Source organism: Vibrio sp. 10N.261.51.A4 (genome assembly GCF_041471945.1).
In the GTDB taxonomy this organism is placed as follows: Bacteria; Pseudomonadota; Gammaproteobacteria; order Enterobacterales; family Vibrionaceae; genus Vibrio; species Vibrio crassostreae_C.
Genome location: NZ_JBFRPJ010000151.1, coordinates 1 through 12715 on the forward strand (window position 1 = coordinate 1; position 12715 = coordinate 12715).

Consider the following 12715-nt stretch of genomic DNA (forward strand, 5'->3'; position numbering starts at 1 on the left):
AATTACGCAACAAAGCCGGTTTTTATTATAGATGTAGATAAAACGAAGGTAGGTATTACTAGCTTTACTGTTGATGGTTTTATCGAATCGGCATTTTCGGCAAATGGAATTTTCAAATGCCCAATATTTCTTTTCCAGTGTTCCGCATAATTTATTTCGTCCTGTCACCGATGAGCGTTAACAAATTTAAACGCAGGAGCGGGATTACTAATTTATGAAATATTTAATCTTTAAAGGAAAGTAAAATGTTTAACTTCAAAAAAAGCGCACTAGCATCAGTTCTTCTTATGGGTATGGCAGTAAGTGCAGGTGCTAACGCATCTTCAAATGCTACTGTTATATGGAACGGCGTTGTTCCAACAACTAGCGCATCAGATGCACTTATCATCACTGGCCTAGGAGGTGATACAACAGCGCTTAACGGTACTATCACTCCAAGCTCAGACGGTGTGTTTGAATCAGATACTATCGTACTTGAGTCTCACTTAAATGATGGTGATGCTGTTACTCCTGTTGTTGGTGCATTAGCTTCAGCTAACTGGACTCTAGTTGATGCATCAGTAGCTTTTGACGGTGTGGCAAACCCATCTCAAGCTGTTGAGATTAATGTAAATGGTGCACCAGTAGCCGTTGGTGATGTTGTTTCTGGTGAAGAAACTATTTCAACTAAAGTTAAGCAGACTGCTGTATTACCTGAATCTGAAGTAGGTGGAACTACTGTTCAAGCATCAGTAACGGTTATGGCTGACCTTGTTTAATTTGTAGAAAATTCCCGATTCAAAGGCTCGTAGTAATTACGAGCCTTATTTCTCTACGATGGTAGTCAATATGAAAAAAGTTTTAATACTATTGGCTTTCATGAGTATGAATGCCAACGCCGATTTCAAAGTGCTTTACATTACTACGAGCCTCGATGTAGGCAAACTTTATACAAATTCAATTAATTCTGTTGAATTTATTCCGGCAGTTCTGGAGTTGACGTCAAATCAAGACAAAACAAAATTTGATGATGTTAATACCACATTAAGAATTGAAACAGATATACCTTTTGAGTCTTCGGATATTCCTTATATTTCAACGTTAACAAAAAATACGTCAATTTGTACGGACTACTCTGGAGTGAGCAATGTTCAGGATGATTTCGTTACATTAACGATTGACGGGAAAAGTTTGTCAGAGGGTGAATCCGTCTCTTTTTCAAATTTCAATTTAAATGATGGCGACAATAAGTATAGTGAGCATGACATTATATTAAGTTTTCAGTCATTTAAAGATATCATCACAGCGGGCCAAGCGGAGAGGTGTAATGGTGAGATAGAGTTCAATATAGAGGTAGATATATAATGTTCAGGTTCAAACTCATAACAATGGCAATTTTAGTGTTATTGCCTGTGTATTCGTATTCAAGTTATAGTCAAAATGTTCTTGAAGGTTTTGAAGAACTGTTTGAATTGAAAGAGTCAACAGTCCGTATACGTAACTTAGATGGTTCCCTTACTTCACCGATCCCATTTTTAACGTCGTTTAACACGTTAAAATTAGACTCGAATAATAAAAAAGCGATCGCACAGGTATCTGACTATTTAAATGATAATACAGTGTCGGCTGAGTACCAGCAGAAGATCATAGATCAATTAATGGTTGGCATACAAGATCAGTCTGAGTGTTTAGGTAAGCTCGATGAGTGTGAGTTGTACCCAGAAACGTTTGAGATCGTTCATAACTATAACGATCAAGAAGTCTATCTTTTTGTATCTCCACAGGTTTTGTCATACTCGAATCTCGATGAAGAACTGGTATACCACTCGTCTCTGAGTCAACACAATGGGTTAATCAATTCATTTGATCTGTACGTGAGTGAATATCAAGATCAAGACTCAATCGTTTCTTTAAATAATGAAACGACACTGGGGCTACCTTACGGATACCTCAAAACTGATTTCAATGCCAACAACAGTGATAACGGTTCTGAATTGTATGAAGCGGCATATCATTTAGATATCGATTCTTACTCAATAAAAGCGGGTCATTTTGAATTTGAGCCAGAGGTTAACTCAACTGACTTCCTGAATAACACCGCTCGAGTTGCTCAAAACTCGCTCACGGTAGGTACCTCTAAAAAGTTGCTCGTAGGCGGACATAATAACGACAAAGTATTGAGCTTTTATGCGCCAACAAGTGGCGGTGTACAAGTTCTTCGTGATGGTCGATTGATTTTTCAAGATAACGTACCAGAAGGGCAGAACTCAATTCCTTACAGCAAGTTACCATCTGGTCGCTATGAAGCTGTACTTGAGGTGACAAGTGGTGGGCAAGTTGTTAATACCCAGACTTATCAAGTATATAACACCAAAGGTGACTCTCTGACTCAGGGGGAAGTGGATTTCGTTGCCACTGCGGGTATGTTTTCAGGAAGCCATTACGACTACACGGAACATGGCATTCAAAATATTGAAGACGATGTTTATGGCAAGGCATTAGCTAACTACCAACTCACCCGTTCGTTGCAAGTAGGCTTGGGCGGCTTGGTCACGGACAGTGGCACTATGTACACCGTTGGTGGTGCATACAATCTGATTGATTGGGATTTGAGTACTGAAGCTGTGTACAGCCAATTCGAAGACGCATCTCACTTTAATGCTAATATCGGTATCCCTTATTTAAGTCTATCTTATGAGTCTCTCGATAATGAACTTGGTGATCCAGTTGCTTCTTATATGTACGGATATGCCGATTATTCACGTCTATCGTTGAATTCTTCGTACAGCTTCCGCGGTGGACAATCTATGTATGCGGTTTACTCGCTTAATAACGACAAGCAGTTAGACAATTTAGGTAACTCGGATGAACAGGAACAGCAGTTTATTTCCGTTGGTTACAGCACGCCCACAGTTTTAGATTCGCGAGTTAATATTAACGTCGATTACTCTGAGGCGACGGACGACATATCAGTTAATTTGTTATGGAGTGTCCCGTTGTCAGACACAGTAGAAACTATCATGGGCCTGACGAGTGATAGTGATGACATTAATCAATTTAAAACAACAGTAAGACGAAATCAGTTAATTGACTCAGACTCCTTTAATACGTCGCTTGAGGTGAGTAACACCTACGATCGACAACAGGATGATATGTATCAAGATGCGTTATTGGCGACCAGTGGCACGACTAAATACGCTCGAATGAATGCCTCCGCCCATACGTCCACCAATGGCACGAGTGGTATCAATGCTGGCTTGTCTAGCACTCAAATCGTGACGACAGACGGCGTTTATATTACCGATAAAGCGGCAATGTCTTATACGCTTGTCGATATTCATCAGTCGCAGAATACAGAGCAGACGTTTGATGAAAAAGGTTACTTCTCTCTTAAAAAAGAAGGGCGAAACAACAGTAAGTTCATCGTATATAACGATGAAACAATTGTGCCTTTGGAAGACTATAGTCAATATCGTGCGAAATTTGATTCAGAGAGCGTTGATCTTTACAACTCTGGTGATAGTAACGTAACCGTGTTTACACACCCAGGTACGGTTGCTTCTATTGAGCCAAGAGTTAGTCGCGTCGTTTCGTTTGTCAGCGCCTTTAATGACATATCAGAACAGCCGATTACAGAAGTGGAGTGTCATGGAGAAGGTTGTATTGAAGTCAATGAAATGGCCGACGGTGTTTATAGAGTAACCGTATTGGAAGGCATGAACTTTGAATTGTCAGCGAAAGAAAGCCAATGCTTACTGCCTTATGAATTTACTTCAACAAATCAGATGAACTTTGGTCAAAACTATTGTTTGCCAATAGCTCAAGAAAAGCAGATAGATTTGATTGATGCAGATGAACGACTACAAGCGATGTATTTAGGTGCATACGAAAGCTCGATTGAACTGAATAAAGCGCTTAAAAAGCTCGAGTCACACGGTTATCGAATTATTCAGAAAGAAGTGGGTTCGTTTAAGGCAATTTATATAGCGCATGAATCTATAAACATGGCGGAAACAATAGCGCTTCATAAAAGAGATATCGATCAGTTAAAACTGTTGGCAAAGCGACTTTATCGCACCAACGCCATTACATACCCAGTCGCACAAGTTAATTAAGGAGTGGGAAATGAAATCCAATAAAGTTCTACTAAATTTAGTATCACTCACTGCTATATTGTTATCTATAAGTGTACAAGCTTTTACGGTAGATAAAATGGTTATTGTCTCTGATGATAAAGGGAACGGTATCGTTACGTTAACCAACGACGAGTCTCACCCAATTTTTATCCAAGCAAAGGTGGATGAAATAAATATTATTGATGGAGAACAGGTAGAAAAAAAACAATATACAAGAGACAACTTAAACGATTGGAAGGTGTCATTAACGCACCAGAAGGTAGTTTTGAACCCTGGTGAAGAGAAAGACATTGGCATACGTAGTTTATGCCACAACGCTGCATGCGATAATTCAAAAGATTTGATGTTTATGCTGTCTTTTTCTCCAAGTAAATACAGACCTGGTGAAGTAGTGAGTGGTGTGGAAATTAATTACGGATTCGCACCTGTTTATATTATTCCTACAACACAACCGAATTATTCTTACGAATTAACCAACAACGGTGATAGCCTTAGAGTCGAAAATAAAAGTAATACCATGCTCAATTTTTTTGTAGATGCATGTGTTGCTGAAAACAAAGCCCAATGCAAACAAAAATTTACGGTTGTATCGGGAAGGAATAAGACGTTCCCTTTAACCGAAACTATGCGAAATAACGAGTTGACCATTACCGTGACATCTCACGACAGAAGCTATTCAAAGAAAGAAATGGTGACGAGAGGTAAAATATAATGCCTAGACCTATCCTATATATTGTAGCGTTTATTGCATTAATGACGACAAGCATGGCTCAAGCTGCGTTTGAAGTTCGCGCGGAAGTGAAGGCTGGTGGTGTTCGTTGGGACAATGTGACACGTTACAATGGTAAAATGCTGCCAAGTACGTGGGAAACTCCTCCTATGTTGCAGGCTTCAGAAGCTTGGGCGGCCGCGACATTTTCGGGTACACCTCCAACAGAGATGACTTTAATTGGGGGAAATGGGAATACTTCACCGTCAATATCGATCGATATATCGGGCGTTCAATACAATACTACTGGAATTGAATTTGCCCAGTCAGCGAATACGGTAGGTGGTGGGTGCTCATTTGATGAAGTGTCACTACCGATTGTGACTGTTGAAGGTCCAAACTGTGTTTCGTCTGTTCGATTAATTAATAAACAAAAATCGAGCCCATTTATTTTCCTGAGACCTATTTTCGATATTAACGAAAGTGAAATAGTGTCGGCATTAAGTGGGCTACCAGAGGGGCAATATTCAGCTTCAGTGCCGGTAAATATTCGTTACTACTATGAAAATGACGGCATTATGACTTATCGCAACATCAATGAAGTGATGTTGTTTTCATTTGATTATCAGCCTGTTCAACTCGACAGTGTTTTTGTAAGTGGAGATGGTGTCATGACGCCAGTCTACGACACAATTGGCAAAAGAATAACATCGACAACGTCATTTGATATTACAGCGAACGGCTATTTTAATGACGGAATTGTTTTAACAATGCCCTTACAGTCATACGAATTGGTTAATTCAAGTAACCCTGGTGTGGTTATTCCTTACAGCATTCATTGCGATCAGTGCAGCTCTGGTAACTTAGTTGATGAAGGACAATTAATGTATCAAACAACGGCTATTTCAGAAGGAGCTGGAGTGCAAACAAGTATTAACTTTACTTTAGACTTTGATTACGATATTGAGGGCAGTTCTGCTGTTTCCGGAGATTATTTTGATGAAGTAACGATCATGTTGGAGCCTGGTATTTAAGATGAAAAAAATGAACTTAATGTCATCGATTATCGCTGTGTTCTTATCCATAAGTGTATCAGCAGAGGAGCTGCCTATCCAGATGAGTGGTGGCATGACGTTTTCTGCATTTGATGACAACATGGGACAGACTGAAGCACTTGGTTATAAGGCGGCGGTTGGATATAACATTAGTGAAAACGTACTATTTGAACTTGGCTATGCTGATTATTCTGCTTTTTCTGATTCGGAAATAGATAGTTTACGTGCGGTAATGGTTGAAACCGACTTATTGCTACCCGTCAGTGAATTTGCCTCCTTGTATGCAGGAGTCGGGGGCGCGTTTTCTAGTGACGACACCAATTTTACGGCATCGCTTGGTCTTAAATACCAATTGAGTAAAAATTGGAGCGCCGACCTTGGTTACCAAGGCGTCTTTGATTTAGCTCGTCAACAAGACGATCTATACGCATTTAATGCACTGTTGGTTTATCGTTTTTCAAGCAATGAAGCCGCAGAAGGCCTTTCAGATATTAACCCAAGGCCCAATGTTGACCAGCTTGTTGAAGAGTCGACCCAAGTATCAAGGCCGAAAACCCAATTGGCGTCTATTGTCCCAATTAAGAAGGCGCCATCGTGTCAGCAGCGTTTAGTTGAATACCGAGTGGTTCCTGGCGACTATTTGCACCGAATTGCAAGAGCATTTGATAGCTCACTTGATGAATTAGTCGAAGCAAATCCAAATCTTAATAATCGTGATTTGAATTTGATTTACCCTGAAGAGAAAATACTTTACCCGAAAGTTAGCTGTTTAGATTAAGTTGCCTTCCTTGAAACAGAAACACTGCCAATTTTTTGGCAGTGTTTCTTTGTTTGTAGCAGAGAGTATCTCGCCAATGTAAATGATATCTACACTTGTTTAGCTATCTCGCATCTTGCGTTTTTGAAATTCAAGAGTGGCCAATACCTTTAAATCCGAATGCGCGATACTGCTCACCAATCGAGCTACTCACCTTTTATCGTTTGGGCTCGCAAATATGCTAATTAATACCTAAATTATATGCATGAAGGTCAAATATAAGAGAGCGGAGTAATGATCGGACCAAATATTTTAAACATGTATGTACTCATTCTTTTCGCGCTTGGTGTTATATACGCGCTGAGCAAAATAGACGAGTAGTATCCTAAAATTTATTATTTTTAGTAGAGAGAAATATGAAAATTAAATATAATCTATTAACAGTATTCGCAATTTGTTCAGCAATGACTTCTACTGCTGCCAATGCTTTTAATGTCGACAAGATGATTGTCGTCGCGGATAAAAAGGGCAATGGTGTCGTGACACTTATTAATGATGAGTCTCACCCGATTTTTGTTAATGGAAAAGTACAAGAAATTCAGTTTATTGATGGCGACAAAATCGTTCGTAATAGTTATACAAGAAACAATCTAGATGATTGGAAAATATCTCTTACGCACCCAAGATTAGTTTTAAGACCTGGTGAAGAGAAAGACGTGGGTGTTCGTAGCTTATGTCACAACACGTCTTGCGATAACAGCAAAGATTTGATGTTTATGCTGCCATTTACTCCTAGTCGTTATAAAGAAGAGGGAGAGAAAATTCACGGTGTCGAGATAAACTATGGTTTTTCACCGGTTTATATTCTGCCTACGACAAAGCCAAGTTTTGATTATAAGATTTACAATCAGGGCGAGAATTTACGCATCGATAATAATAGTAATACGCTAATTGATGTTTATGTTAACTCATGTACAACAGAAAATAATACGCAATGCAAACAAAAGTTCACTGTTGTATCTGGTCGGGATAAAACGTTTTCTCTTGCGGAATATACGCAAAGTGAACAACTTAATGTAACCGTAACATCTTACGATAAAAAATACTCTAAAGAGATGCAACTGCCTATTCAGTAATAGGAACGCTGAAAATAGACATAATTATAGGCCTTCAATGATGAATGCTAATCATGGACGATCAGCATTCATTACCCATGTTCAGTGCTAATTTTAGCCTACATGGCATCACTGTTATCAGCAAAGTGTAAATGCCCAATACAACATTAAATACAAATCATAAAATCAATTTTGAAATCAATAAAAAGTAAAGAGAAGTAATATGAACCTTTTAAGCAATAAGCCAGGAGGAAGCATTCCCCTGGGTTTTGTCGTCGCTACTACGCTTACCCTTTTTGGGTGTGGTGGAGAGGGCAGTGAAGGAAGTGCCGGAAGCTCAGCAAGTGTTTCCCCTAATACTCAAAGCGCGACGCTTTCCGCTCAAAATGCTACCTACTCGACTGGCTATGCTGAATCGTTCGAGGTTGACCTGTCGTCAAAGGTATTTTCATCAACGGGTGGTGGCTTTGCGCTGAGTGAAGTCGAGGTCTTGTCTAATGATGATAGCTGCCAAGTAGAAAGTATGACGGAAACAGGGTTTGTAATTCAGGCCTTTGATACCAAGGTGTGTGACTATCGATATCATGTGACTCCTAAAACATTGTCGCCAATGAGCCGTATGGCTGAAGCGCCAATGAGTGATAGTAGTAGCTCAGAAGGTTCGAGTTCTGCGGTTACGCGCATTGCGGTAAGTAGTAATCCTAGCTCAACCGAACTGGTTCCAGTAAGTGCAACAACACTGATTAATGAAGATGTGAGTGTTTTACTGAAGGACGAATTGGAGAAAGTCGGCTTTACGTTAGGTGACGAGTTTGTATTAACGGAGCTTACACTACCGTACGGTCGCTCGAGCTCAGTTCAAATAAATAGTACAGATGACCAGACTATGGATTATACCCCGCCGTCAGGTTTTACCGGCATTGACCGTGTTCTTTATACGTTAGAAGACTCGGTTAATGGCCTTGTGCTGATGGGGGTTTTAGATGTTGCGGTGGGCTACGAAGCTAACCAAGGTTTTACGATTGACGATAATATTGTATATCCAGTTGTTGTCAACGTATTGACCGATGAAGAAATCGACATCAGCGGCTTTGTTTCCTCGGACGATAGTGATGATTATCAATTGGTGTATGTTGAATCGTTTAACGCAAAAGCGGTACCTAAAGATCCACTGGACACTCAGAATAAAACGATCGTCTTTCAAGCGTCACAACCAGGTTACCACTATATTAGTTTTGCGGTTAGTGATCATAATGGAGTGTATGACATGGGTTTGATTCGTGTTGAAGTGACCGATCCTAATCAGTCATCAAAATGGGACGACATTTCTCATTTGTTGGATCTCTATATTGGACCACCCACCGCACTTGATGCAGCCGGGCAAGGCTCGCCTTATGATATAAAACTGAACGATGATGGCTACAGCCCAGCGATTGATATGGCTGGTTTTCGTTATCCGTCGGCCGTAGCATACTGCGACACCATCGGTGGTTCAGTGCCGACGTTTGATCAACTTAAGCTGATGGCCACTGATACCGATGTTCAGGCGTTACATAACTGGCCTGTTAAAGCGCAATACCTCGCTTATGATGACGGAGCAGATCTGGTTAAGTGGGTGGATCTTAAAGATGGCAGCACCCTTACAGGCGATGTCGATCCAACATCGGCTTATTATGTGACATGTGTTAAGCAAGGTTTAATTACTGTATTGCCTACCTCAAGCACGGAAGTTGTCGCGGATGGAGTTGATGTTGGTTCTGTATTTGTTGAGTTAAAACTCGGTCAAGAAGTAAGACCAGATACCCTTGTGACGGCTTCTGTCTCTAGCCCAAATGTGACATTGGACAGCGATAACGTTACCACAGACAGCTATGGTATTGCCGAGTTTCGCTTAACCAGTTTAAAAGCGGAAACCGTCACATTAACCCTTGATGTGGGTGGCATTACTCAAGACTATGAAGTTAAGTTTATTGGTGATGAAAAGACGGCTGCAGTGTCATCAGAAGCAACGATTGACACGGTACCTTATACGTCAGTGGAAGGTGGCCAGGTTACTGCGACCTTGACCGATCAAAATAGCAACCCAGTAGAAGGTTACTCAGTCATTTCAGTGGTAAGTACAGAACAGCACCCAGACACCGCAGAAATGGTTACTCCTATCCTTGAAGCGGAAACGACTCAAACCGATGAATCAGGTGAGCAAAAAGTGCGGGTAAAGTGGGATACAAACTATCAAACCCCAACAACGACCATGACCTTTGATGTGGCGTCATCTTACACCACAACAACCAATACACAGACTAATGCGATTAGCCAAGTTACCTTTCATGCCTATTTGTGTGGTGGCCAAGTTGGGGATGATGATCAACAAAACGCCGCGGGTGCCTGTGTTAAAATTGCGGAAAGCGATGGAAAGTTGTTTACCGGTACTCCAAGTGAGAGCTTTTTAAACGCTGTTGGCTATAGTGGTAATTACTACGGTAGTCATGTTGACAATATCCCTTATGGTCCTTCAGGATCGTTTGCAATTTTTAGTGTTACTGAAGCACATAGCCTTTGTGAACATTATAATACACTTGAGCTTAACGGGAGAGATGATTGGGCTTTAGCAAATATAGATGAGTTGACGAGTCTTTTTAATAACTTTGGTCACATGTACACCGCGAAGGGTTGGGCGACCGGCTACTTCTACTGGTCGTCGACGGCTAATGGTTCCGGCTACTACTACAGCGTGGGCCTCACCTATGGCGGCGTCGGCAGCAGCTACCCATCCCGTCAGTACTACGTCTCGTGCGTATCAGGTTCTTAGGGTTCAACGTTCAGAGTTTGCGGCCCGCAGGGCCGTTTTTTCTTTTTATAGAGGGTAGCGGTTTATTTTCTAAACTCAGTAAGGATTAATATGGATATTGAAACAAAACTCAAGCTTAGTCAGCAACAAGGTAAAATTATCGGCATACATGAAGGCATGTTTGTTCGTTTTTATGATCAAGCGCTGTTCGCATGGCAGCAGTGGGTGGTCACTCCCCCCTCTTTGCCTGTTTTAAAGGTGTCAGCTAAAGTGGTTAAAAAACTCGGGTCACAATGTGTTCTATCGGGCGGGTTACCTGTAAGCAGCCTTGCAAAAGTAGGGGTGTTTCCTGACGAAAAGGTATCATCAGCATTGGTTTTTATGCCGATATGTCTAATTGGGAAGAGTGGTATCTATCGCACAAAAACGACTTACCTGTACATGAACGGTCTGACTTAAATCCTAGACTAAAAATAGATAACAGCTTCGCTAAAGTTTGGATGCCACAGTGGTTAGTACACCAGCTAGACGAATGCACACCGGACACATCTAACCCAGAGGGTAGGTTGCTGTTTGATGTTATTCGTTGGACTGAACGGTAGCCTTAGTAATGTTTTTGATAAGGCGATACGCTAAAAACAGGGAACATAGCAGCGTTGCTGCGCCTAGAGAACACCTTTGTTACGGCATTGGTGAGCGGGCCCTGGTATGTTATCGGCACTTATGGCCTTATTAGAGGTAATAAAGGGGGGCAAGTCGAAAGGCAACACTCCGTATAAACAATAAGTGCAAACGTGAAGGGTTGGGCGACCAACAACAACTACTGGTCGTCGACGGCTAATGGTTCCAACTACTACAACGTGAACCTCAACTATGGCAACGTCAACAGCAACAACCCATCCAATCAGAACTACGTCTCGTGCGTATCAGGCTGACATATACTCAGTGTTGTCGCCTTATCAAAAATGACAAGAACGGAGCTTAACGCTCGTATAGTATGCATTGGCAGGAATAAAGAGCGTTTTTAACTCGCCGAAATGATTGTGATAGAGCGATTTACGTAATCTACAGTGGTTAGCATGGCTCAATAAGCCGTAATAACTATTAATAGTGCTTAGCATTGCGCGATATAAAGGGAGCCCTAATGGAGGCGTGTTGCCCGCTCTGTCCCATCGTTGCCATTGGCCACGTTCTGGTGGTGTCGCATTTGGTAAAGTCATATGTGGCATCAGGAGAGAGCGAAAATAACAGAGTCGTTGCTTGAGTGACTGAACTGTAGACTGACGTATAGTTTTATGGTGCCCATAAATACGATACCCCAAATAGTCAAAGCCATGCGTTATTTTGTCAAGGTGAACCTTTGTTGGGTGTAGTTTAAGCTTTAATTGTTCTATGAGGTAACACTTAATTTCTTGTTGCCAGCTTTGCAAGGTGCTTGAAGAGCCGGCAAGTAAAAATAGGTCATCCATATAACGAACGTAACCTTTCACTTTTAACTCGTGTTTAATAAAGTGGTCTAGGTCATTGAGGTAATAATTACCCATTAATTGGCTCGTAACGCTACCTATCGGCAGGCCTGTTCCTATTGGGCTGTGAATGAGGCGTTTATGTTTAGGAATGGCGTGCAAAAGAGACTGATCCCCGGTTCGGGTAAGAGCTTCACGTGCGGTATCGTGAGTAATAATTTGCTTGGTTACTTCAATAAGGCAACGCTGTTTAAGTGGGTTAATGGTAGCATTGGCAATAAGCTGCTCTATTTTATTGAGTAGAAGGGATTTATCTATCTGGTTAAAATAGCTGTATATGTCCAACGACATTGCCCATTGGTGCTTTGGTTGCCTCATTAATTTTTGGCTTTTTTCTATAGCCGCGTAGGTTCCTTTCCCTTTACGGTTTGCGTAAGTGTCGTCAATAAAACGCTTTTCCATTAGCGGGGTTAAATGACTACACACCCACATTTGAGCAATTCGGTCTTTGAATGAAGGGGCATAAATCTCTCTGAGTTTAGGTTCGGTAATGGCGAAGTGTTGGTAGGGCTCAGGGCTATATGAGCCGCTAAGTATGGCATCACAGAGCTCGTGGCAGTATGTTGGCATTTGCAAGGCCTGTGTAGCCTTTTGTTGGCTACGACCTGCAAGTTGAGCACTACGGAGTAACTCCAGGGCGGGATCGCACT

General features: G+C 41.3%; 10 protein-coding genes. 9 read left to right on the plus strand and 1 reads right to left on the minus strand.

Annotation, left to right across the window (positions count from 1 at the left end):
- Positions 1-245 precede the first annotated feature (245 nt).
- From AB4384_RS23340 to AB4384_RS23380, 9 genes are all read left to right on the plus strand, one after another.
- The gene (locus tag AB4384_RS23340) at positions 246-758 is read left to right on the plus strand and encodes a hypothetical protein (RefSeq protein WP_102321102.1); all 513 of its coding nucleotides are present in this window, start codon (positions 246-248) and stop codon (positions 756-758) included.
- A 70-nt stretch (positions 759-828) separates the two neighbouring features.
- Positions 829-1344, plus strand: coding sequence for a hypothetical protein (locus AB4384_RS23345; protein ID WP_102321101.1), 516 nt, complete (start codon positions 829-831; stop codon positions 1342-1344).
- Positions 1344-4094, plus strand: a complete 2751-nt coding sequence (locus tag AB4384_RS23350) for a TcfC E-set like domain-containing protein (RefSeq protein ID WP_102321100.1) — start codon at positions 1344-1346, stop codon at positions 4092-4094. Before AB4384_RS23345 ends, AB4384_RS23350 begins: the two co-directional genes overlap by 1 nt.
- Before the next feature lie 10 nt (positions 4095-4104).
- On the plus strand, positions 4105-4827 hold the full coding sequence (locus AB4384_RS23355; protein ID WP_102321099.1) for a hypothetical protein: 723 nt from the start codon (positions 4105-4107) through the stop codon (positions 4825-4827).
- Positions 4827-5858, plus strand: coding sequence for a hypothetical protein (locus AB4384_RS23360; RefSeq protein ID WP_065583729.1), 1032 nt, complete (start codon positions 4827-4829; stop codon positions 5856-5858). The genes AB4384_RS23355 and AB4384_RS23360 overlap by 1 nt, the downstream gene beginning before the upstream one ends.
- A gap of 1 nt (position 5859) precedes the next feature.
- Positions 5860-6657, plus strand: coding sequence for an outer membrane beta-barrel protein (locus tag AB4384_RS23365; protein WP_102321098.1), 798 nt, complete (start codon positions 5860-5862; stop codon positions 6655-6657).
- A 395-nt stretch (positions 6658-7052) separates the two neighbouring features.
- Positions 7053-7772, plus strand: a complete 720-nt coding sequence (locus tag AB4384_RS23370; RefSeq protein ID WP_241910598.1) for a hypothetical protein — start codon at positions 7053-7055, stop codon at positions 7770-7772.
- A gap of 202 nt (positions 7773-7974) precedes the next feature.
- On the plus strand, positions 7975-10560 hold the full coding sequence (locus tag AB4384_RS23375) for a DUF1566 domain-containing protein (protein ID WP_102321097.1): 2586 nt from the start codon (positions 7975-7977) through the stop codon (positions 10558-10560).
- Positions 10561-10650: 90 nt separating this feature from the next.
- Positions 10651-10998 (plus strand): hypothetical protein, encoded by a 348-nt coding sequence (locus AB4384_RS23380; protein ID WP_137001854.1) that lies wholly within the window; start codon positions 10651-10653, stop codon positions 10996-10998.
- A 500-nt stretch (positions 10999-11498) separates the two neighbouring features.
- Here the strand turns inward: AB4384_RS23380 and AB4384_RS23385 are convergent, their stop codons facing one another.
- Positions 11499-12701 carry a reverse transcriptase domain-containing protein gene (locus AB4384_RS23385; protein ID WP_372130184.1) on the minus strand — a complete coding sequence of 401 codons (1203 nt, stop codon included), beginning with the start codon at positions 12699-12701 and terminating at the stop codon, positions 11499-11501.
- Positions 12702-12715 lie beyond the last annotated feature (14 nt).